The following is a 22,993-nucleotide window of genomic DNA, read 5'->3' as shown; positions in this document are numbered from 1 at the left end:
CCTGACCGCCCTGTGCCATGGTCAGGGAGTTGTTCTTGAATTCGACCAGACCGCCGGTGACGATCTCGATGCGGGACTGGTCGAGCCTGTCGGTCAACGTCGACAGGTTGTTGAACTGGGTCGCCAGCGCATTGGTCCCGGACGCCGCGATCAGGGCGTCGCGTTGCGAGTTCAGCGCGGTGTCGGTGGAGTCCAGCTCCGGCAGGATGGCGCTGACACTGTTGCCGGTCAGCGTGACGCTGCCGGTCGCATCCGTCGCGGCGTTGAGGAGATGGATGGTGCCGCGCTGGTTGACCCAGGTTGTCGAGAGCAAAATGCCGTCCTGCACGATGGCGTGGCCGGCCAGCGTGATGTCGCCCTGCTGCGACAGCACCACGCCGGTGTTGGTCACCGTGCCGCTCGGACTGCCTGCGTAGAGCACGGGCGCGATCTCGTTGCCACGGGTGGTCGAGAACTGGTTGCTGTCGGTGCCGTAGCCGCGGCGCAGAATGAAGTCGTCGCCGGCGGCCAGCATGGTCTGGCCCTTCGGCGTGGTGATGCTTCCGGCGTTGACCACCTCGCTGCCGAGCAACAGCACGTAGCCGCCGCCCGACGTGACCGACGACGGCGCAGACGTCGATATCGAGGCGCCCGCCTCGACCACGACCTTGCCCCCGGCCGCGGTGAAGCTCGGCATGTAACTGTTGCCGGATTGCGTCGAATAGATGCCGTTGGTGAGGAACTGGCTGTCGGTGATCCCCGCCGTCGAGGCGATCAGGCTGCCGACGTTGATCTGGCTGGCCCCGCCGAAGATGATGCCGTTGCGGTTGACGACGTAGACGGAGCCGTCCGCCGTGATCCGCCCGAGGATCTGGCTCGGCCGCCCGAGCGGATCGGTGACGCGGTTGAGCGCCACCCAGCTCCGGTTGCCCTGCTGGTCGAAGGCGAGCGTGGTGTTCTGCCCGACATTGAAGCTCGCCCACTCGAGGATCGCCTGCGCCGCCGTCTGCCGGACCGTGACGGTAGTCTGGTCGCCCGCGACCGTCTGGGTCGGCGTCATGGCACCGGTCCAGGTCGTGACCGATTTGGCGACGCCGGGTCGGTTCGGGTCGAGTCCGCTGTCGGGAACCAGGCCGCCGGCGGTCAGCCCGTTTGGCACCCTGCTCCCCACCGCCATTGCCGCCGCCCGCGCCACCGCCTGCGCGTCGCGGATGGCTCTGAGCGAATTGTTCATCCGCGTCATCGCCTCGGACGCCGCCGACGACGCCTGCGCAGCGCTCGCCTGTGCCGCCGCCGTCGCCGCCGCGGCCGAGCTCACCACCTGGCCGCGCAGACTTCCCGCCTCGGATGAACCAGCCGCCGCGAGCAGCGTCAGGGCGCTCACGCCTGCGAGCAACGCAGCGTTGCGCGGGCGTCGGCGCGCCACCCTTTCGGAGAGAGCCGGAACGGAGAGAACAGGAACAAGGACGGACATCAGGCGGTTCCTTCAGCCACAACAGAACTTTGCCGCAGCAGCGAACGACACGGCCGCCCCGGCAAATAGCTCTCGTTTGGGTAGACTGACGGACCCCGTGCTTTGAGCCATGTCGGCGAGGAGAAATTTGAACGACGTCGGCGGCGGACTAGCTCAGCAAAATGATGCCGCCCGGCAGGCGTCGAAGCTTGGCGCTGAAGACCTCCTCCAGTTGCAGCAGCGCCTTGTCCATCTGGTCGATCCGGAAGCGGCCGCTGAGCAGCCTTCGCTCGAGAGACGAATTCATCAGGATGATGCGGCCAAGCCGGTATCGGTTCATCTCCTCGACGGCTTCGGCGAGTGGCGTGTTGCGGAACTCGACGATGCCCCGCCGCCATTGCGAATCGGCGATCGGATCGACCGTGCTGATCTTGCCCAAGCCATCACCATCATATCGGACCCGCTCGCCTGGGCCGAGCTCAGCGATCTCGTTGCGAAACTCGGTCCGCAACCGCCCCTCGAAGCAGGTTACGCTGGCTGACAAACGGTCGCGGCTCGGGATGTAACGAACATCAAATCGGCCGGAGTCACTCAGCGTCTTGCCGTTTGCGGCAAACACGACAAGGGGCCGCGCCGCACCGACCGGTATCGCGAACGATGCCTCTCCCGAAATCAACTCGACGCAATCCTGCGCCACCGTCACCGGACGGATCGCCAGGCTTGTCTGTGTATTCAGCTCGATCGCAACGGCATCGGCGAAGCGGATCGTCCGTTGCTCGCCCGTGCCCGTGCGATAATCTGCCTGCAATTCCGGAAGAGACGGCCACAGACCGAGCGGGGGTTTGACCAAGCCATAACCGGCCCCTGCGCCGATCGCAGCTATGCCGCCGGCCAATAGCGCGCGACGGTTCATCGCCGCACGGCGCCGCCCGAACTCCCGCAAGGGACCGACGAAGTCTGCACCCGGACCGTGCCGTGCGCGGCCGATCGCACCCATTCTGTTCCACACGCGTTCCGCGTCGTCATAGGCCTTGGCATGGCGCACGTTCTCCGCGCGCCAGCGCCGCGCGGCTTCCAATTCTTCCGGCGTCGCTCCTCCAGACGCGATCTTCTGCACCCAGCCGACCGCCTCGTGTTCGGCGCGGCTTACATCTGACGCTCGGCTGGGACCTTCACTCATCGCAATACCGCGCCCTCACTGCGCGCCACCCGAAGGTGCTGCTGGCTGTCTTTGTGATTCTCGATCCTAAGACTGTCCTGGAGCTCGGGACGGGCAACACTAATCCACCAATTCTTTCCAGCGCGCGAGGCAGTGCTTGTGCGCGAGCATGAGCTCTCTGGCGACCGACCGCCGCGAAATTCTCATTTCGTCGGCAATCACTTGGCGAGGGACATTGCCGACACGCGCGGCCAAGAAGATGGCGCGTCGCCGCGGTGGAAGTTCGGCCATGATCGTCTCGAATGTTTCCAACTCCGAGCGGGCGACCAGATCCTCCTCCGCCGTCGGTCGCTCGTCGCGAATTTCCAAAGCTCTGTCCAGATCGACGCTGCGGCTGTGACGCTTCTCCCGACGACGGTGATCATCGGCCGCATTCAAAGCGGCTCGAAACAGATAGTGTTCGGGCTGCTGGACAACACCGACCGGCTCCAGGCGGGCGAGGCGCAACCATGTATCATGCATCGCCTCCCCGGCGAGGTCGGCCGAGCCCAGGCGTTTCGTCAGCCGCGTCTTCAGATCGTCGTAACCGTCGATGAAAAGCCGACGCATGCCTGCCAAGGGACTCTCGCTCACTGTGCACCCACCAGGCGTCTTAGGCGGGCGTCTGCGACTGCACAACCCGGACCCACGCCCGGGCCGTCCGGCACGAACAATAGGCGAACCGGCTGTACGAAATCCGCTGGCGGCGGCTCACTGAATTTGAGGCCACGCAATGTTCTGTCGATCAGTTGATCGGCACTCGCCCTGCCCAAGGTGCCGATCCGTAGAACGTCTTCGACGGCGCCGTCCTGTGCAATCCAGAACACGGTCACAAGACGATAATGGCCGGGCCGGGCCTCGCGCAGCCGGCATAGGGCATCAAGCACGCCTTCTTGAATAAGGGCATAGTAGCGCCGATGTGCCGGCGGCGGCGCCTGTGTCGATTGGCGCTGTGGTGCGGGTAGGAGGATGAAGATGCCGTCAGCGATGAAACGGGCCGACAAGCCGGTACCACCCAACAGTCGCCGCAAGGCTTCGGTCGACGTCAATCGCCCCTGGACATCGCCCGAGATGCGCCCGTCCGTCAGGCCCCCTTCATAGAGCGCCTCGTTTCCCGTCGCATCGCCATAGCGACTGAGCGCCGAGGCGAGCGGTTGTGGAGGAACCGAGAAATGGATGAGCGCCTCTCTGCCATCTGATTGCGCGAGAGCCGGATTTGCGAGCGGCATCAGGCCGACGAGCATCAGTCCAAGAGCCCGATGGATCGCACGCCTGAGCCAACGGTGTCGCAATTTCGGCATGGCCCAACTGCAATATCGGCGCGATCAGCTCGCTGACGCGTTCTCGCTCCCGTCCAGCAAGTCCAGGTGCATTGGCGCGGGTCGTCCAGCCGTTGACGGTTCAAATTCAATGGCCAGCCACGCTCATCCCCGAGCTTTAAAGGCTAAACAGACGATATGTCAGGTTTACGACGCAGGGCGAACCTGCCTGCCACGCTGTCCTCGATGTACCTTCGATCACGGTTGGACCGGGCCGACGAATCCGGATGGATCTCAAAAAAGGGCCCGGCGCTGGATCGCTGTTCCTGGCAGACGCCTCATCAGCGGGCTTCCACCGTGATGCTCGCACCCGGTCCCATATCAGGTGAGCCGACAGACCGGTCATCTGGTCGACATGCTTGCGGGTCAAACTGAGACGCGCCAGATATGGCGAATCATAATTTTATTTCAATCACATAGGTGTTCGCAGTTATATTCGGACTGGCGCGCCATTTCGATGCAAAACTGGGCACTCCAAAACCAGCCGTTTGTACCCATCCGGTGAAGACCGCAGGGAAGTCAGGCCGGGCGGCGGTGCGGGGTGATCAGGCTGCTGCGGCGGCCGGCAGAGCCTTCCAGTTCCACGGCAGGAGGTCTTGGATGCGCTTGGCGGGATGATCGGGCAGACGGGCGAGAACGTCGGCGAGCCAGGCCTGTGGATCGATGTCGTTCAGCTTGGCGGATTTGATCAGAGTGTAGACGGCGGCGGCGCGGCGGCCGCCTTCGTCGGAGCCGGCGAGGGTCCAGTTGTTGCGGTTATGCAGAGGTCTCCATAACCGCAAGAACGCGCTCTTCGCCGGTTTGGATGGCGGCGCCGAGCATTGGGCCGTCGTCGCCTCGCTGATCGAGACCTGCAAACTGATCGGTCTCGATCCGCAGGTTTATCTCGCCGACGTCATCACCCGGATTGTCGACGGCCATCCCAACAGCCGCATCTACGACCTGCTGCCCTGGGCCTACGCCCCGCCGCAAGCCCTCAAAGCCGTGGCCTGAAAACGACGTTACGGATCACCTTCCACTGCCGCGGCACCACTTCCAGGGTCTCGGTGACGTCCTCGCCGAGCTTGCGCAGTGCCCCACCGCAGCACGGGCACGCCGACGGTGCCGGATAGACGATGCGCTCGCGCGGCAGATGCTCGGGCAGCGGACGACGCGCCGGATTCTTACGATCGAAGCCGCGCACCTGCACCGTGTCCTTGGCGGGCGCCGCGATCTTTGCCGCCGTCTCGGCTTCGGCTGCTTACCCTCGGACAACGCAATACGCAATCCCGCGGCCCACGCCGCATGGGTACGTTGGCTCGCTCCCCGCAGTGCGTGCATCGCACAGACCTTCCGGCCGCGCAGGCGATGGTCCTGATGGCGGACCCGGACGGCGCGATCGAGCAGCGGGGCGAAGCGCTCCTCGCGGACAGGATCACCCTCAATCTTGCGGCGGATGTCGCGGATCACGCGGCCGAGCCGGATGCGCAGGACGGCGAGCATGCGGCGGGCACGGTTGAACTGGTGGGCGTGGGTATAGCGCCCAACCATGATGGCGGCCCGCTTGGCGGCACGCCGATAGCCCTCTCGCGGCACGACGCGTTCGCGCGTGCCCAGTGCGACCAGCTTCTCGATCGTGGCGGCCGGGATTGAGCCGACCCGTCACCGACCGATCCGGCCGAACTCCGCCGGCGTGAGTTGCCGGGCCTGCTCCGCCGTGAGGGCACCGAAGCCGACGACCTGGACCGGCGCACCAGGATCGTAGCTCTGCCGGCCGGACGGCCGCCGCTCTTCCTCCTCGCGGCGAACCGGGGCACTGTCGGACGGCGTCCCCTCACCGCCGCCATAGCCGAGGATCTCGACGATGATGACCGAGGGCCGCTCGGACGGCGTCCCCTGCCGAGAGGCGGCGTCCACCGCGTCGCTCGCCGCCTTGTCCTTGGTCGGGGCCGCCAGAGGCGTCGCGGCCGGCGGCTGCACCTGCAGGCCGCTCACGCGGCCGCCGACCTGGATGTTGTCGGCGTTGCGGATCTGGTAGGCGACGATCGACAGGTTGCCGGTGGAGCGAATGCCGGCGTCGCCGGCGTCCACGGTGCCGCGCGGCGCCATCAGGTAGATGTCCGAAGCCGGCGTGTCCGGCGTCGCTTTCAGGGCGGCGATGCCGGCGCCGGTGGTGGCGCCGACCTGGTCGGGCTCGGCATAGGTGTTGGGGCTGACGCGCACGCGGACCGGCGGGAAGTTGGCGCTGGTCTTCGGACCCTGGCCGGCGTTGAGGTCGCCGTTCGACGACCACATGATGATGTCGCCGCCCTGCTCGGTGAACAACCGGCTCTGGTTGAGCACGAAATCGCCGTCCGTGAAGGTCGAGATGGCGCCGCCGCGCAGCGTCAGGATGCCCTCGTAGCCGGTCGGGATCGACAGGATCGGGAACGTATACCGACCGCCGGTGTTATAAATTGCGTAATTGTGCCGCGCGGCCTGCGCCGCCGTGCGCACCACCGAGCCGGCCAGCACCCGGCCACCCGGCCCCAGGATCGAGATGTCGCCGCCCCGAGCGGTCTGGATGGTCGACAGGCGCAGATCGAGATTGCCGGTCCGGACCGTCGTGGCCGCACCGTTTGCCCCGCCTTCGAGGCTGTTTTTCGTATAGCCCCAGGCCGCCGGGAACAGCAGGTTCACGGCCTCGTAGCCGCGGGCATATTTCTGATAGCTCGGCCCGTCGGGAATGGCCGCCGCGACCAGCTCGCCGAAGTAGATCTTGTCGAGGAAGAGGCGCTGCGAGATCTCGGGCAGCGCCTTGAACGCCGCGTAGGCCTGATCATAGGTCACATTGACCGCCCCCTGCGGCAGAGAGGTCGGCCACTTGGCCCGCATCCAGGCGATCAGCTCGGTACCGTAGACCGAAGCGGCTCCGTCGTCCGCAAGCAGGTAATTCGGCAGTTGGGCGAGATTGGCCGGATCGAGATAATAATCGCGAAAACCATCGTAGTTCGCGCCGCCCGCGACCCCGAACATGACCGCCAGGCTGGCCCCCTGCTTGGGCAGCCACGGGTTCAACTCGTTGCCGACAGAGAGGATGCCGCCGCCATAGGCCGACGTGGTCGTCGTCGACGACTTGATCACGGCGGACGGCATGAACGGTCCGAGATTGCGCCCGGCCTCGATGACGAAATCGCCAGGTCCGCCGATCACGAAGGTGTTGCCGAGCAGGGTCGGCTGCGCCGTGCCGGTGGCGCCGAGAAGATTGTTCACGGCCAGAATTTGGGAGGTGCCGATGATGTCGCGGCCGGCGGTCACCCGGGTGATGTCGGTCGAAGACAGGTTCTGGCCATAGAAGATCATGTTGACGATGTCGCGGCCGGCCGAGATGCGCGCCTGCTTGGGAACGGAGAGGATCAGCGCGCCGCTCGACGTTCCGATATCGGTCCCGGCGGCGATCCGCACCGGCTCGCTGTCGTCGGCATGGGTGGCGACCGCCTTGTGGTTGAGGCTGCGCTGCTGCTCGGTAGTCGTCGGGGAAACGTAAGGGAATTCCAGGGCGATGGTACCCACCGGAGAGCCAGTCGCCGGGAGCGCCGTGACGCCGTCATAGGCGGTGTAGAGCCCCGGCAGCAGGCCGAGATCGGCGTCCAGCATGGCGATATTCCCCGCCGTGATGCTGCCGCCGGCCAGAAGCTCGAGCTCTCCGGTCGGAGACGGCATCATCAGAACCTGCTGGCCAAAGGACAGGGAGTCGGTCAGCGAGACCAGCGACAGACTACCCGGCAGAACGCCCCTTGTGTAAGAACTCGGTGCGTTTGCGGAGTACCCCAGCGTCACCGCTCCGTCGGCCAGCACCGAGATGCTGCTGTTGGGCAGATAGAAAACATCCGCATTCAGATTGTTGGACGCATTGCTGAGCTGCGTCGGACCAACCCCTGCGACCCCCCCGAGCGACACCGCCCCGAGGACGTCGAACCGCACGGTCGCGTCGGTCAGGCGCAGCAGGTTCGCGTCGGTCCCCGCGGAGACGAGACCGCCGGCGGCCTGAACGAGGCCGGCGCCGGATGCGACGTCGAGCCTGAGGTTGGAGATGCTGCCGCTCGACGACAGCATCACGTCGCCCCGGCCGAAGGTCATCAGCGCCTTGGAGGTCACGCCGGCCGAGGCCGTCCTGGCGGTGGTGAGCGAATCGGTCGCGACGACGGTGAGGCCGAGTATGTCGCCGCCGGCCCGGATCGAGATGTCGCCGCCGCCAAGCGTCGCCACGCCGCTGCGGAACAGCTGCGGATCGATCTTGGCCCAGGTGTCGGTCCCGATCGCGCCCACGCGCCAGGGCTCGTCGGAGCCTCCGGCGAACGACAGGGTCGAAGAAATCTGGGCGGCGAGGTTGGAGGTGACCGATTGGTCGCGCCGGGCCAGCACGCTCCCTTCCGCCGTGATCGAGACGTCGCCGCCGCCTTCGGCATAGACATTGTCCGAGACCAGTACGCCCACCGCGCCGCTGGCGAAGCCGGAGGTGCCGGCGATCCGGCTGCCATAGCCGTAATTGGCGGTGGACCCGAACAGCGTGCCGGTCTTCAGGAACGCGGTGGGGTCGATCGTCACCGTCCGGTTGGTCTCCGGGTCCACGGCGGTCCGCACCGACGTGTCGGCGACATGGCCTGCGGTGTAGACCGCGGCCCCGCCGAGAGTGACCGGCGATCCCTGCGTCGCATTGTTGTAGTTGTAGACGGTCTGCAGCGTCAGTGCGCCGCCGGTCAGATCGACGGACCCGCCGGACGCCAGATTGATCGACCCCACGCCGCTGCGCACCAGCGAAGTGACAATTTCCGTCTTTTGGCCGTAGGTCGAGCTGAACAGCGGATCGACGTATTTCTGGAAGATGTAGGCCGCCGTCTTCACGCTGACGACGATCCCTCCGCCGCTCGCCATCGTGTAGGGATCGGTCGCGCTCGAACTGGTGACCGCCGTGAAGAAATCGCCGCTGGCGTCCGCCGACGATGCGTTGCTGACGTACAGCGCGTGGAGATATGCATCGTATTTCGGATTGCTCGGATCCGAAATCTTGGCGATGTCTCTCAGCCTGACCGCGCTGAAGTTGGCGAGCGGACTGGACGCTCCGGAGCCGGTCTGCGTGTCTACGCTGAAATCCAGATAGATCAGGTCGGACTGATTATCGATGGTCTTGGCGGCGGCCGTGTTCGGAAGCAGCACGCCGGACCGTCTGTCGGTGCCGTAGTACAACGTCTGGCCGGTGTAGCTGTAGGTGTCGGTGGTCTTGCTCGCCAATACCGCCGCCAGCCAATTGGCGGAGGTCGCCGTCGACGTGGCGTAGTTGGAGGCGCTGTAGGTCGTGTTGTCGGTTTGATTGAACTTGGTGCCGTAGCGGACCGTGACGATCGATCCGCCGTAGCTGTAGCTGTACGAGCCGCCGATCGCGAGCATGCTGGCCGTGTCGGGAGTGGTGGCGAGCGGATTGGCGCTGGCCGCGAGCGCCCCGCCGCCGGTGCGGGTCAGCGCGGCGCCGGCCACCAGGTCGAGGCTGGTCGAATCGGCGTAGGTCTTGGTGCCGAGCGCCGGGAACAGCACGGCGCTGCCGAACGGATCGCCGCTCTTCTCCGGCGACACCGAATTGCCGTCGGCCGAATAAGGAACATAGATCGTCGCAGGCGCGTTGGTGCCGGACAAACTAATCGTCGTCGCGCGGCTGTTGTTCACCGCCACCGCCGGCACACCGGTCGTGACCTGGGTGGTCAGATTGCTGGACCCGCTGCTGAACGCCACCACGATGCTGCCGGTGCTGACCACGGCCGCCAGATAATTAGCATCGGTCTGGTTGCGGAACTGGAAGAATCCGTCGCTGATGCTCGCGTTGATGGTGAGGTCGCCGGAGGCTTTTAGCGCAAACACCGGCGCCTCGCCGTAGACACTGCCGCCGGTGCGATAGAGCATCGAGACGTAGCCGCCGGCGAACAGCGCGGCGTCCTTGCCGGGCAGAATGTAAGGCAGCGTCACCGAGCTGCCGCCGGCGCCCGTGAAGGTCTCGCTGCCCATCAGCCCGGCGGCCGTCGCCCTTGCGACATCGACGGTGCCGGCGGCGAGATTCCAGTTGCGGTCGAGCCGGACGTTGCCGTCGAAGCCGAGATCGACGCCCGGCTTGGCGTGGAACGCCGAAGAGGCGTTCAGGCCGCCGAGAGTGCCGTAGCTGGCCGAGACGTCGAAGTTCTGGATGACCGGCACCAGGCTGCCCGCCTGGGCCGCGTTCGCAAAGTAGTCGCCGCGCGGATCGATCACGGCGGTGTTGGTCGCCGCATCGATGGTCACCCCGGAACCGGCGATCGCGCCGAGCGCGCGGAGATCGAAGCTCTTGACGCCGACGAGATCGATCTCGCGCGCGCCTTTGATGCTTCCCGCGTTGGCCACCGACACATTGACGCTGTCACGACCCGCCGAATTCACCACCGGCGCCCGCAGGATGACGCGGCCGCCGAGGTCGCCCTCGACGAACAGGTAGTTCTTCACCGAGTTCGTATAATAAGGCACCACCCGGTCGGCGGTGTTCTTCGCCGAGACATCGATGACGGCGCCGGCCGCGATCGCGACTGCGCCGCTGCCGATGGTCCCCAAGGTGACGTCGCCGGCCTCGGCCTGCCGCGAGTCCCAGACACCATAGCCGTCGGCATGGGCATCGATCACGGCCGTGGAGGCCAGATAGACTCCGCCCGCGCCGTAGAGCGAAACCGCGCCGCCATTGGTGCCGGACGTGTCGACGCTGCCGGCAATGGAGACCATGCCGCCGTCGCCGGTCAGCGACAGGCTCGCGGCCTTCAGCGTCTGCCCCTGGGCGAGGACGAGGTCGCCGGTCCGGGTGCGTATGACGATATCGCCGTTGAAACCCCGGTTGCCCGCCACGCCCGCCAGCAGCGAGAGGTCGAACGCCCCGGCGGTGTCGAGCGTGAAGCTCGCGGCTCCGCCCGGCGCCGTGCCGTCGATCGTGCCGCCGAAGGTCACCGTGCCGTTGCTGGCGCCGAGCTTCAGCGTGCCGCCCATGCCCGCCGTCCCGCCGACCGAGACCAGAGTGCCGGCGCCGAGATCGATATTGCCGTGCGCGCTGGTGATGGACAGCCATCCGCCCGGCGCGTCCTGCGTCACCGGATCGGCGGCATCGCCGAACGTCTTGGTGTAGCCCGGCGTCGCAACCACGGCGCCGTCGGCGAGCGCAACCCCGTTGGCGGCCGCGATGGTCAGATTGCCGGCCGTGAGCTTCACCGCGGTCCGCGCGATCGACACCGTGTCGCCCTCCAGCGACAGCGTGCCGCCCGGGATCGCGGTGACGGCGGCGACCGCGCCGGAGCCCTGCGCATCGATCCTGAGCGCACCGAGGGTCTTCAGCGACAGGGTCGGCGCCTTCGGCGAGGCGAGGCCCGCGACGTTGTCGCCGAGATAGGGCGTGTGCAGGGTCAGCGCCCCGAGGCCAGTGTCGAGCTGCGCCGCAGCGCCTTGCGCGAAGATGCCGTTGGTAGCGGCGAGCGTCACGCCGCCGGCGAAGAAGTCGGTCTGGGTTATCGGCGTATCCGCGACCAGCCGCGCGTGGAAGTCGGCATTGAAGGGGATATTGAACGCGGTCGTGAAGCTGAAGCTTCCCGCAGCTTGGTTCCCGTAGCTCGCGCCGTTGGCATACTTGAAGCCGTTGGGGAAGTAGTACGATCCGGTCGCGATGCTCAGGGTGGCCGCGCTGAAGATCACGTCGGCGTCGGTCGCCAGCGTGCCGCTGGCGATGGCCGAGGAAGCGATGGACGCGCCACCAGCCAGTTGCACGACCGTTCCGGCCGGGATGACGAATTGCGTCGGCTCGAAGAGCGTATAGTAGTAGACGCTCGCTCCCGCCGGAAGCGTGATGGTCAGGTCGCTGGTCAAGGTGGCCTGGATCGCAGACGCGACGATGCTCGCCTTGGTCTCGATGCGTCCGCCAGTGAACAGGATCGTATTCGCCGAGAGCGTCAGCGAGCCGTTGCTCGCGGTGCAGGTGGTGCAATCGGCGGAGTTGCCGGTGTTGCCGAGCATGATGGTGTCGGCCGTGATCGTCGCCGCGCCGCCGTCGGCGCTCGCCAGCGTGTGGGCGTCGAGGGCGAGCTTGCCGAACGAATAGCTGCCGCCGGCGATGTCGATCGCGGTCTGCGAGCGCAGCGTCAGCACCGCGCCCAACCGGCCGAGGAGATCGGCCAGGCCGGCGGACGCGACCGTGCCGCTGTAATGCGTGGGATCGACGCCGATGCCGATGCGGGGGGCAGAGATCGCCAGGTACTTGGTGCCAGACAGCCCGATCCCGTCGGAAATCACGTTGCTGCCGCTGGAGTCGAACAGCAGGACACTGCCGTTGAACTGGGCCTTGCCCACGCTCAGCGATGCCGTGCCGGACGCGTTGGTCCGCTGCACCAGCCGCTGCGGGCCGTTGGCGAGGCGCAGCAGCGCCCCCGCCCCTGCCACCGAGCTCGAGCCGATCAGATAGGCCCCGGTGCGCGGATCGGTCAGCGTGCCCTTGGCGGTCAGCACCGACCCGTCGTCGACCGTCACGCTGCTGCTGCCGACCAGCAGGATCTCGTCGGCCGAGAGAGGCGCCGACGCGGCGTTGGAGATCCGCACCGACTGCGCCGTGACATTGATCGCCGTGGTGCCGTCGGTGTTGTCGGTGCGGATGCCGCCGATCATCAGGCTCGCGGCATTGAGGTTCGACAGGCTGTCGGCCGTCACATACAGCCGTCCGTCGCCGGCGACCGCCTGGCCGGCCGAGGCCGTGACGGTGATCTTGCTGCCGCCGACATCGACCAGCGCGCCGCGGCCGCCGCTCGCCGCCGCCGTCGACAACACGCTGTCGATGGTGAGCGACGTCGCCGCGTTGATCTGCATGTACCCCGCGTCGACGGGAAGCCGGGCGGCCTGCGCGTTGTTGTCGGCGGCCTGCTGGGCGAAATAGGCGTTGCCCGTGGTGAGCACGATCTTTGATTGGGTCTGCACCGTCGACTGCGGCAGCACCCGGAAGAGACTCGTGGCCGAAGAGCTGGCCCCGCTCACGGCGTCGCCGTAATGGCCGGTGACCAGCAGCGTCCCGGTCGGCAGCACGGTCGAGGTGCCGGGCGACACGGTGGTGGAGCCGGCCTGCTCGACCACCGCCATGCCGCCGGGCAGCATCGCATATTTGGCCGGAAGCAGCGTGTACCAGCCGGCGGCGAGCCCCTGGCCGCCGTCGAGATAGACGCGCTTGCCGACCGAGGACGTGGCATAGAGGCTGCTATAGCCGGACGAATAGATCGGATCGACCGCCGCCGCGGGGGCGTTGGAAAGGCCGGGGACAATGGCATAGACCTGCCGGCCGTCCGGATATTGATAGCCGTTGTTGCCGGTGTAGGTGTCGGCGTTCAGACGATCGAGGACATCGCGCGAGCCGCCGGTGCCGGGCACGAACTCGTAGGCATAGACGTCGCCGCCGCCGGTGAGATCGACGCTCGCACCGGCTTTGACCGAGATCGTCGCGCCGTTGAGAACCAGAGTCTTCGCGGGCGCCGCCGTCAGGGGCGAGTTGTTGGTCGGCGAAAAATACCATTCCAGCGTGTCGGTGGTGGTGCCATACGGAATCGACAGGCCGTTCGCCGAGACCGAAGTGATGCCGCCCGCCGCCAAGGTGAGATCGGCAGTCGCCGGGGCGAACGTGGTGGAGGCCCCACCGATCCCGAAATAGGTCGCCGTCGTTCCGAGCGTCAGCGTGCCGAGCGGCACCCGCAGAATCCCGCCTTGAATGATATGAGCGGCGGCCACCGTCAGGCTGGCGCCGGCCGAATAAGGCGCCGACGGAACATCCGCGCCGCTGCGACCGAACCGGATGGTGCCGTTCGCGTTGGCGCTGGTGATCGCGAAGCTCGACCCGGTGGTCGGATAGACCTGTCCGGCGTTGATGGTGAGGTCACCATTCGCCGCCAGCGCGCCGTTCAGCGTATAGAGCTGGGTCTGCGACGTCGTGCCGGGGGGCATCCAGGGCTGCTCGCCGATCAGTCGAACGTCACCCGTCGCATTCAGGGTCGCGGTGGCGACGGACTTGTCGAACAGCACCGCCCCGGTGATGTCGATCGAGCCGGCGTTGAACGTCACGCTGCCCCGGCCAGCCGTGCCGAGCGCCGGGTTCTTGATGGTGTCGATGCTGCTCAGCAGGCCGACATAGGGGACGTTCACCACCAGATTGCCGCCCGCCTTCACGGTCGGCACCAGGTCGTCGTCCTGATACGCCGTGGTGGTCGCGTTGTAGTTCGCCGTGCCCGTCAAGACATAATTGCGGCTGGTGACGAACAGCGCACGGCCGAGGTCGACCGCGACGTCGCCACTCGAGGACAGGCTGCCCACCGCGATCAAGGTGTCGAAGCCGGACCGGGCGATGGTGTCGGCGGAAATGCGATTTGCGATCGGCGTCAGGGAATCGTGCTGGACCAGCACCGGATCGAGCAGCGACAGGGTGCCGTTCTCGGCCTGCGGCGCGCCGCCGAAGGCCCGGATGTCGGCGCTGCCGGAGATGGTGAAGCCGGCGCCGGCCGACAGGGTTCCGGCATCGCTCCACACCGCCGAGGCGACGAGCCCGGGCGAGCGCAGGCCGGTTCCCGCGGGGCCGGTCACCAGATAGGTGTCCGAGGCGCCGGACAAATCCACCGTCGCGCCCGATGCGATCGTCAGCGTGTTGCCGCTCTGCGCCGCCGTCACACCCGGAATGATCGTTACGCCCAGTTCGACGGAGAAACTGGTTACAAGCGCGCCGTAGACGCCGCCCAATGCGGTCCCCCGGGGCAGTTGGAACAGCATCTGGCTCGTCGTCGCCCGCGGCGAGGTGACGATGCTGCCGCCGGCGACGATGCGGCCGGTGAAGCCGGTCTGGCCGGTGGCGCGATCGTAGGAATAGGGGTTGCGGATGCTGACGCCCGACACATCGGTCACGCTGCCCGCCGACAGCACCATGCCCTGATTGGCATCCAGCAGACCGACGAAATATATCGGATAGGAGTTGGTACTCGTGCCCGCGCCCGCCAGTTGCGCGTTGGTGAGATTGCTGGCGTAGCGGCTGGTGGCCTCCGAGGTGATGGAGCCGTCGGCATTGACCGAGAAGATCTGCGACAGGTCGCGGATGCCGAGCGGAATGACTTTCGTGGACGAGCCGCTGATATCGTAGGGCTCGTACAAGGTCGGCAGGAACGACTGCTGCACCAGGCTGCCGCCCGGCAGTCGGATGGTGCCGTCGTTCAGCAGCTTCGCCACTGTCAGGCTTGCCCCGGCGGCGGCGCTGACGCGGCCGCCCTGGGCAACGTGCAGTTCCATGAGCCCGCCCAGCGTGAGGTTGACCGGCTTGGCATCCCAGGCATTGACGGGCACGGCAGGAGTCAGGACCGAGTAGAGATCGCCGCCGGAGGCCAGCGTCTTGAGCGCGGCGGCCTGCGCCGTATCGAGACGGCTGGAAAACACCGACTGGGTCAGGTTCAGGGTCTGCCCCGCCCCCACCGTGAGCGTCTGCGTGTCGAGCAGCGCATTGGTGCCGCCGGGCCTGGCGGTTACCGGGACTTGGACTGCGGAGTAGAATCCGCCACGCCCCGAATTATAGTTCGGGTCGTAGGTCAGTAAGTTTCCTTGAGCATCAACCGGATAGTAGTACTGCAACTGACTGGCTGGAATATAATAAGTCCAGTCATCGCCCGCACTGTAATAATAATATTGATTACTCGACGTGTCGAATTGTAACGCCACCAAAGTGCCATAGTCGTTCATGTAATAAGTCGAAACATACGTCTTCTGTGCAATGGTCGTCTGGAACTGGAACGTGTTCGGAACAAGCCGCGTCTTGTACGACGTGATTTTGTAGTTGGCGAAGCCGGCCTTGCTGACGAAATCCATCGGCAGCCGGGTGGCGTTCGGCCCGGCCTTTCTGGACTTGTCGTCGCTGAAGGCGAATTCCGGCGTCACCAGCGTGAAGGTGCCGCCGCCGCCAAAACCGTTGGCCTTGATGGTCGCCGCGGCATCGATGAACACGCCGGAGGTGATCGCGTCCGGATTGACCGGGAAGTACCCCGTGGCGGGGTTGCCATAGACGAGGCCGTTGACGCGGAAGCCGCTCAACGTTCCTCCCTGCCCGGCCGAGCCCCCAGACAACGGGAAGTACGTCGTGGTGTTGTAGAGGCTGAGATCGCCGCCCTTGGCGGTCAGCACCAGCTTGCCGTTGGGATCGACGTAGCCGCCGCTCGACACGTCGATCGTCGCGCCGGCATTGATCCGGATGCTGCCGGAGATGTCGGTCGCGCTCGCCGGTGTGGCCTGTCCGCTGGTCACCACCTCGTCCAAGGTGACGCGGGGGGCGACGTAGAGCGTGATCGCGCCGCCGTCGAGATACGCCTTCCCCTGGACGGCGTCGCCGGTCGCCCCGAAATCGTTGGTCCACTGGCCCTTCGTCGACAGCGTGCCGTTCACGGTGATGTCGAACGATCCGACGCCGTAGGTTTCAGCGGAGAAGCCGAGCTTCGGAATGAGCTGGCTGTCGAAGGTCTCGAGCGTGATGCGGCCCGAGGGAACGCTGACCTGGCCGTCGATGGTGATCCGATGGCCGGCGAAGACGTCGAAGACGCCGCCGGCGGCGAGGTCAACCTTGGCCCCCTGCGCCACCGAGACCGAACCGGTCGTGCTGAAGGCGACCTCGGCGAAGCCGGACTGCGACAGCAGACGGTCGGACAAAAGGACCGTGCCGACCCGCGCCGGATCGAGATAGGACGAGGAATCGCGCGACGATATCGTGACCGTGCCGTTCGCGCTCGTCACCACCTGGCCGAAGCCGAGACTGCCGGACACCGCGTGGTAGTCCTGATCGCGGACGACGCGGATATCGCCGCTTTCGAAATAGTATTGTGCCGCCGACGTGTTCGACGTGGCCAATCCCTGGATGATCAAGGCCCCGCCCGACGGAAGCTGCGAGGACGCGGCCTGCAGCTTGCGCGAGTCGCCGTAGATCGAGCTGGTGGCCGTGCCGACCTTCGCCTGGGTCTTTTGACGGCTCCCGGCAAAAGCATCGGCCGTGACCGCCCCTTCGAACACGAGGGCCGGAGCCACGATGCTCAGCGCGCCGGCATCCCGGCCCTCGGTATAGCCGCCGACCAGGTGCAAGCCGGTCCTCATCCGCGACTCGTACTGTTCGACGACGTTCCAGTGAGCGTGCCGGATTTCGGTGCCGTTATAGATGCCCACATACGTGGTGTTGATGTCGGCGCTGCCGATGTCGACGACGCGGCCGTCGGCGGAAATCAGCTTGGTTGTCTTGATCCAGCCCTGGTCGTAGGACAGCCAGCCGCCCGAGACGTTGATCACCGCGCCGCTCTTGACGGCGACATAGGGCGCCATGCTGGCCGGCAGGATGATCGGCACACGATCGCCATTGCTGTTAGTGGTGTAGCCGTTGACGTTCGAGAAGGAGCCGGCCCCGATGGTGACGTTGCCGCCCTTGGTCATCAGTTGCCGGACCGAGACGCCGACCTGCTCGTAATAGGATTTTGCGTCGATCAGTGGCGAGCCGATCCAGGCGACGCCGTCGTCGCGCACGCCCGACAGGGTCGGGTCGATGGTGACGGTCGCTCCGTTGAGGAAGCTGTCGCGATAGAGCGATGAGTCGGCCAGCTCGTTCTTCTTCAGCGGACCGATCGTGATCTGCTGGCTCGCGACCGAGACCTTCACGTTGGTCAGGCCGCTGGCATCGATCACCGCGCCGCTTTCGACGACGACGCGTGCAAAGTCCGAATTGCTCGCTGTGCCGGTGGCGCTGGACGTCGCCCCGATCGTAATGTTACCGGACGGCGCGTAGATCAGCGTGTCGCCTTCGACATGGATCGCCGCAGCGCTGACCGACGCGGAGCGGCTGCTGAGATTGCCGATCAGGATCTGCGACGCCTTGAAGTTGCTGATAGACGTTGCATCCTGCGGCAGAGTTTCGCCGCTGCCGTCGGGCAGGATGCCGAGCCGGGCACCCGGCGCGATGTCGATGGTCGAGCCGGAAATCTCGATGGCGCCGTTGCGCGACACGCTGGTGGTGGCGACGAGCGTTCCGTTGACGAGCGCCACGCTCCCGGAGGCGGAGGTATTGTTGATGCCCACGCTGATGATGATCGACCCGCGCGGGCTTTCGATCACCCCGCTCGCCGTATTTTCGACCACGCGTGGGAGTGCGGTACTGCCGAACCCGGCGACCGCAGTCAAGCCGCGCAATCCCGGGTCCGCGCTGTCGCTGGCGCCCGTGGCCGCAGCGAGGCTCAGGGTATCGCCGGCCGCCAGGATGACCTGCCCGTTGGTCGCCGACAAATAGCCGGAATTGCGCACCGATGGCGCGGTCAGCAGGATGTAGCCGCCGTCCCCGGCCGTCAGGCTCGCACCCGCCTCGACCTCCACCTTGCCGGTGGCGACAACCTGGCTCGCAGCCGTTCGCTGCCCGGAGAAAGTCCACTGTGTGGTCGTATCTCCCAAAAGTCCGTAGGTCAGGAACGACGCATTGCGCTGGGCCGTCGACCAAGCCGCGTGGGTGGTGTCGTTCTGGAATCGCCCGACATCGAGCGTCGAGGCGATCAGGCTGTGGACGTTCACCTGCGAACCGGCGCCGAAAATGATCCCGTTCTGGTTGATCACCAGCACGGTGCCTTCGGCCTTGATGGTGCCGAGGATCTGGCTCGGGCTCGCCGCGCTGCCGACCACTCGGTTGAGCGCGATCCAGGCGTTGGCGCCGCTCGAATCCGTGCCGGCGCTCTGGTTGAAATAGAGGTCGGTCTGGCGCCCGACATTGAAGCTGTCCCAGGAGAGGATCGCCCGTTCCTGGGTCTGCTTGACCTCGACGCTGATGCGGCCATCCGATTTCGACGTTTCGACCGGCAGATTGGCGCCCGTCCACAGCGTCAGCCCGTCCGTGGTGCTGTTGGGATTGGCGACCGGCCGCAGGCCGCCCGGCGCGGTTCCGTTCGGTACCGGGCTGTCCGCTTGCGCGGCCGCTACGGCGCGCGCCGCCGCCTGCGCGTCGCGCATCGCTTGCAGCGACGAGTTGATCTGCGTCATCGCCTGCGACGACGCGGTGGCCGCCGCCTGGGCCGCGGCGGTCGCGGCATTGGTTGCCGCCGTGGTGGCATTCACGCGGCCCGCGTGCAAGTCGCCGGCCATAGCGCCGACCGAGGCGACCAGCAACGCCGCGACGCTGACGCCGGCGAGGAGCCCGAGGCGCGAGCGGCCGCCCGAACGGTGCGACGCCATGGTGCTGCTCGCCTCACCGGGACAGCGGCGCGAACGGAAGGAAACATGAGAACGGTGCATGGCGGGTCTCTCGGAGAGCGCAACATTCGGCGCGACGCTCGCCCCCCGGACCAGCGCCACATCCCCTTAGACCGCCCGACCCCCTCCACCGCGACATCGCTTTTGGTGAATTTTCGATGACACGCCGGCGCTCACGACAGGATCACCACGCCGCCCGGCAGCCGGCGTACGCTCGCACCGAGCGCGTGGGCCAGGCGTTCGCCCGCATCCGCCAGCCGATCGATGTGGAACGTCGCCACGACGGAGAGGTCCGCGAGCGCGTTGTTGACCAGGATGACGCGACCGGGACGATAGCGATTGATCTCCTCGATCACGGAGGCGAGCGGATCGTCCCGGAACTCGAGGAGACCCCGCCGCCACGCGGTCAACCGCTCCATGTCACCGGAGACGACGTCGCTGGGGCCCGTCCCGTCGTAACGGACCACCTGCCCCGCCGCGACCGACACCACGCCGCGCGCGTGCTCCACCCGGACCGCGCCGGACAGGCACGCGACCGCGACCGCCTGCCGGTCGCACCGGACATCGAGTTGTGCGCCGATCGCGGTCACCCGCCCGGAGGCGGCCGCGACCATGAGCGGCTCACCGCGGGTCTCGACCACGGCTTCGCCGGAAATCAGCTCGATGGTCGGCGTTCGGTCAGCGGCCAGATGAACCGCGATGCTGGTCCGCGTGTTCAGCTCGACGCGCACCCGCTCGGTGAGATCGAGCTGACGACGCTCGCCGGTCGCCGTGCGGTGGTCGGCTCCCAGCTCCGTGAGCGACGGCCACAGGCCGAACGGAGGATCGATCGCGCCGACCATGCCGGCGACACCGGCCGCCGCGGACGCCCCGATCGCGAGCGCGGCCCGCCGGCTGATCCGGCGCGGCGCCGCAGCGGCCCCGCCGATCGCCCCGGCCGCCCCGCCGGCCGCCAGACCGGCGGCCGCCGGCCCCGACATCTCCCACGCGAAGTTGGCTTCGGCGAACGCGATCCGGTGTGCCCGACTCTGCGCGCGCCAGCGGGCGAGCCGGTCGGCATCCGCCGTCGTCGCGCCGCCCACCGCGAGCCGCAGGACCCAGTCGAGCGCCTCGGTTCGGATCTGGTCCGGAATAACGGCAGTCTCGTTCATGTCGTTCGTGTCCTCGCCCGGACGGAGACACCCGTTGCGCGCATCGTCCATCATGCAGACGGCTCCGGCGGCTCCGGCGGCTCCGGCGCGACACGGCCGGTTCGGCCGAGACGCCGCATCACATGCTCGAGGGTCCGCTTGACGTCGCGCTCGACCATGCGGACCGAGAGGCCGAGCCGTTCCGCGACGACCCGTGTCGGCTCGCCGTTCACCCGCACCGCCACGAACACGGCCCGGCAGCGTGGCGGCAACTCGGTCAGGGCCTGCGTCAAGGCCGCGACCTCGAAGCGGGCGGCGGCGGTCCGTTCGGGATCGAGCTCATGGCCGTCGAGCTGGCGAAGCTGCTCGATCTCGGCCGGCGCGAGCCGACGCCCGTCGACCTTGCGGAGGTCGGCGGCAACGTTCAGGGCGATACGGAACAGATAGGATTCGGGCCGCTCGACCGGACCAGACCCGACACCGCGCGACAGCCGCAGCCAGGTCTCGTGCAGGGCTTCCGCGGCCAAGTCGCTCGAGCCGAGCCGGCTCGACAGGCGCTGCCGGATCGACGTGTAGCGCTCGACCAGAAGGTCGCGCAGGAGGCCCCAGGGCGCTTCCCCCGTCATGGTCCGACGCGCGCGAATTCGCTTTGGGCGCAGGGCGACGGCCTCCCGGGCTGCGGGAGAAGCAACAACGTTGCCGGCTGCGGCAGGCCCATCGGCGGGCGCTCCGCGATGCGAAGACCCGTCAGTTGCTCGACTACGGCCGCATCGCGCGCCGCTACGCCGGTGGAGCCGAGAAGGGCGGCGCGCTCGATCCGTCCGGACGGCGCGATCCAGAGCTGCAGGGGCAGGCGGTACGATCCCGGCCGGGTATTGTCGTATCGGCAGAGCTGCCGCATCACCGATGCCTGGATGAGGCTGGCGAAGGGCCCGAACAGCACGGCGGCCGACGCCGGGCCGAGATCCGGGGGCGCCGCGTTGCGGACAGCGAGGCTGAACCCGCCGGCCTCCAGGGACATCACAACCAGGTTGGTCGTCGAAACGGCTTTGTCGAGGGCTTGGCGCGGCGTCAACTCGCCGCGGACGGCAGGTGCGCGGAAACCGGCAACCACCCCACCACGCGCCACGACGTCGACGCCGCCGATCACTCCGATCGCCCGCAGCGTTTCGCCGAGTGGCTGAGGCGGAAGGTCGTAGCGCACGACAGCGCCCGGTGCGACAGTGTCGGCGGGCGAGACGGCCTGCGCGCGGACCGGCAGGACAACCGCCATCGCCGTCGCGGCGAGCCCGACCGCCGCGAACCCGGCGGCGCGCACGACTGCGGCGTACGAGACCGCGGCAAGCTCGACCAGAGAACGATGCCGAGGCTTCAAGGCCGATCCGACCACCCTGCCCTCCGCGTGGATCAGATCTGCCGCGCCACCGGCTCGACCAAAAACGACGCCACGACGGCTTACTAGCCGCGTGGCAGCGCCAATATAGCCTCCGTTGCTGGATAGACCGGTTGCGTGACCATCCGGTGACACCGACACATGGGCTGGCTCACACCAACCGCGCGTTCGATCGCTCGGCGTGGCGAGGATTGCAGCAACCGGCCTGAGAGCCCGTTTGGAAACCGGAGTGGCGGGGCGACGGTGGCTGTGATTCAAGCTGTCCATGTGGACAGCAGCGAATCGAGGCCGAATGGCCGACATCGAGAAGAAGGCGAAGCGCTACCCGACGGACCTGACGGACGAGGAGTGGTCGCGCGTCTCTCCGCTGCTTCCGAAGCCGGGTCGAACCGGCCGTTGGCGGCGCATCGATCTTCGAGAAATCCTGAATGCAGTTCGTTATTTGGCTCGGACCGGATGCGGCTGGCGCATGCTGCCGAAGGACTTCCCGCCCTGGCCGAGCGTCTATTGGTGGTTCCGGCGCTTCGTGCGGCTGTTCCTGTTCCGGACGATCCACGACCTCGCCGTGATGATCGACCGTGAGCAGGCCGGGCGCGAGGCGAGCCCCTCGGCCGGCATTCTCGACAGCCAGACCGTCAAGGCACCGGCATCGGGCGCGCAGCGCAGCTTCGACGGCGGCAAGAAGATCGTCGGCCGCAAGCGGCATGTCGCTGTCGACACCGACGGCCGGCTTCTGCTGGTGAACCTCACGCCGGCCGGGATCTCCGACAGCGCCGGCGCCCAGATGATCCTGGCGGCGATCCGCAAGCGATGGCCGTGGATCAAGCGCCTCTTCGCCGACAGCGCTTATGACCGGGGCAAGCTGATGGACAAGGCCGAGTATCTCGACTTCGTCGTCGAGGTGATCCGCCGCATGGAGGGCCAGCAGGGCTTCGAGGTCCTGCCGCGACGATGGGTGGTCGAGCGCACCTTCGGCTGGATGATGCGTTGGCGCCGCCTCGTCCGCGATTACGAGGCCAGGATCGACGTTTCCGAGGCCATGCTCCACGTCGCCATGGGAAGTCTCCTCCTCCGCCGCATCAGCCATTGAACGAGTTTCCAAACGGACTCTGAGCGCATCCTGAGACGAACCGGCTTTCATTCCGCCGAAATGCCTAGCCCGTACGGATAGGCAGCCTCCTATACAAATTTGTGATACGGTTTCCGGGTGATTGACTCGGAGGATTCCGAGACTGTTGCGAAGCA

Annotated in this window: 9 protein-coding genes and 5 pseudogenes; 3 read left to right on the top strand and 11 right to left on the bottom strand. The window is 66.9% G+C overall.

Features of this window, described 5'->3' with window-relative positions; translation table 11 throughout:
• Positions 1–35: 35 nt before the first annotated feature.
• Positions 36–416: a hypothetical protein gene (locus HXX10_RS26870; RefSeq protein WP_296526399.1), complete on the top strand. Its 381-nt coding sequence runs from the start codon at positions 36–38 to the stop codon at positions 414–416.
• Here the strand turns inward: HXX10_RS26870 and HXX10_RS29035 are convergent.
• The 5 genes and pseudogenes from HXX10_RS29035 to HXX10_RS26845 all read right to left on the bottom strand — a co-directional run.
• Positions 392–1,039: pseudogene (locus HXX10_RS29035) on the bottom strand (filamentous hemagglutinin N-terminal domain-containing protein); the annotation flags it as partial. The gene HXX10_RS26870 and the pseudogene HXX10_RS29035 sit on opposite strands and share 25 nt — an antisense overlap.
• Before the next feature lie 562 nt (positions 1,040–1,601).
• Positions 1,602–2,612: a FecR domain-containing protein gene (locus HXX10_RS26860; RefSeq protein ID WP_296526393.1), complete on the bottom strand. Its 1,011-nt coding sequence runs from the start codon at positions 2,610–2,612 to the stop codon at positions 1,602–1,604.
• Between the two features lie 99 nt (positions 2,613–2,711).
• Positions 2,712–3,200 carry a sigma-70 family RNA polymerase sigma factor gene (locus tag HXX10_RS26855; RefSeq protein ID WP_296526396.1) on the bottom strand — a complete coding sequence of 163 codons (489 nt, stop codon included), beginning with the start codon at positions 3,198–3,200 and terminating at the stop codon, positions 2,712–2,714.
• Positions 3,201–3,220: 20 nt separating this feature from the next.
• Positions 3,221–3,874 carry an STN domain-containing protein gene (locus tag HXX10_RS26850; RefSeq protein ID WP_296526392.1) on the bottom strand — a complete coding sequence of 218 codons (654 nt, stop codon included), beginning with the start codon at positions 3,872–3,874 and terminating at the stop codon, positions 3,221–3,223.
• 620 nt (positions 3,875–4,494) lie between these two features.
• Positions 4,495–4,686: pseudogene (locus HXX10_RS26845) on the bottom strand (transposase domain-containing protein); the annotation flags it as partial.
• Positions 4,687–4,726: 40 nt separating this feature from the next.
• On the opposite strand from HXX10_RS26845, the pseudogene HXX10_RS26840 reads away from it, so the two are divergent.
• Positions 4,727–4,942: pseudogene (locus tag HXX10_RS26840) on the top strand (transposase domain-containing protein); the annotation flags it as partial.
• A gap of 4 nt (positions 4,943–4,946) precedes the next feature.
• On the opposite strand, the pseudogene HXX10_RS26835 reads toward HXX10_RS26840, so the two are convergent.
• From HXX10_RS26835 to HXX10_RS26810, 6 genes and pseudogenes are all read right to left on the bottom strand, one after another.
• Positions 4,947–5,186 (bottom strand): annotated as a pseudogene (locus HXX10_RS26835) (IS66 family transposase zinc-finger binding domain-containing protein); the annotation flags it as partial.
• A gap of 74 nt (positions 5,187–5,260) precedes the next feature.
• A pseudogene (locus tag HXX10_RS26830) lies at positions 5,261–5,563 on the bottom strand (IS5/IS1182 family transposase); the annotation flags it as partial.
• 27 nt (positions 5,564–5,590) lie between these two features.
• The gene (locus tag HXX10_RS26825; RefSeq protein ID WP_296526391.1) at positions 5,591–19,207 is read right to left on the bottom strand and encodes a filamentous haemagglutinin family protein; all 13,617 of its coding nucleotides are present in this window, start codon (positions 19,205–19,207) and stop codon (positions 5,591–5,593) included.
• Between the two features lie 191 nt (positions 19,208–19,398).
• Positions 19,399–20,430, bottom strand: a complete 1,032-nt coding sequence (locus tag HXX10_RS26820; RefSeq protein WP_296526390.1) for a FecR domain-containing protein — start codon at positions 20,428–20,430, stop codon at positions 19,399–19,401.
• Positions 20,427–20,981, bottom strand: a complete 555-nt coding sequence (locus HXX10_RS26815; protein WP_296526389.1) for an RNA polymerase sigma factor — start codon at positions 20,979–20,981, stop codon at positions 20,427–20,429. Before HXX10_RS26815 ends, HXX10_RS26820 begins: the two co-directional genes overlap by 4 nt.
• Complete coding sequence (locus tag HXX10_RS26810; protein WP_296526388.1) at positions 20,978–21,745, bottom strand: STN domain-containing protein; 768 nt, start codon at positions 21,743–21,745, stop codon at positions 20,978–20,980. The genes HXX10_RS26815 and HXX10_RS26810 overlap by 4 nt, the downstream gene beginning before the upstream one ends.
• 268 nt (positions 21,746–22,013) lie before the next feature.
• Between HXX10_RS26810 and HXX10_RS26805 the strand changes: the two genes are divergently transcribed.
• Positions 22,014–22,838, top strand: coding sequence for an IS5 family transposase (locus HXX10_RS26805; RefSeq protein WP_296526387.1), 825 nt, complete (start codon positions 22,014–22,016; stop codon positions 22,836–22,838).
• The last annotated feature ends 155 nt before the right edge of the window (positions 22,839–22,993 follow it).

The sequence above is a fragment of the Rhodoplanes sp. genome (assembly GCF_013377085.1).
Lineage (GTDB): Bacteria > Pseudomonadota > Alphaproteobacteria > Rhizobiales > Xanthobacteraceae > Rhodoplanes.
The sequence above is the reverse complement of the archived record's forward strand: the minus strand, read 5'-3'. Positions and strand labels throughout refer to the sequence as shown.

What these genes read in the sequence shown, in the direction of transcription:
- HXX10_RS26805 (WP_296526387.1), top strand. Translation starts at nt 22,014, where the DNA reads ATGTGGACAGCAGCGAATCGAGGCCGAATGGCCGACATCGAGAAGAAG.
- HXX10_RS26850 (WP_296526392.1), bottom strand. Translation starts at nt 3,874, where the DNA reads ATGCTCGTCGGCCTGATGCCGCTCGCAAATCCGGCTCTCGCGCAATCA.
- HXX10_RS26855 (WP_296526396.1), bottom strand. Translation starts at nt 3,200, where the DNA reads ATGCGTCGGCTTTTCATCGACGGTTACGACGATCTGAAGACGCGGCTG.
- HXX10_RS26815 (WP_296526389.1), bottom strand. Translation starts at nt 20,981, where the DNA reads ATGACGGGGGAAGCGCCCTGGGGCCTCCTGCGCGACCTTCTGGTCGAG.
- HXX10_RS26820 (WP_296526390.1), bottom strand. Translation starts at nt 20,430, where the DNA reads ATGATGGACGATGCGCGCAACGGGTGTCTCCGTCCGGGCGAGGACACG.
- HXX10_RS26825 (WP_296526391.1), bottom strand. Translation starts at nt 19,207, where the DNA reads ATGGCGTCGCACCGTTCGGGCGGCCGCTCGCGCCTCGGGCTCCTCGCC.
- HXX10_RS26860 (WP_296526393.1), bottom strand. Translation starts at nt 2,612, where the DNA reads ATGAGTGAAGGTCCCAGCCGAGCGTCAGATGTAAGCCGCGCCGAACAC.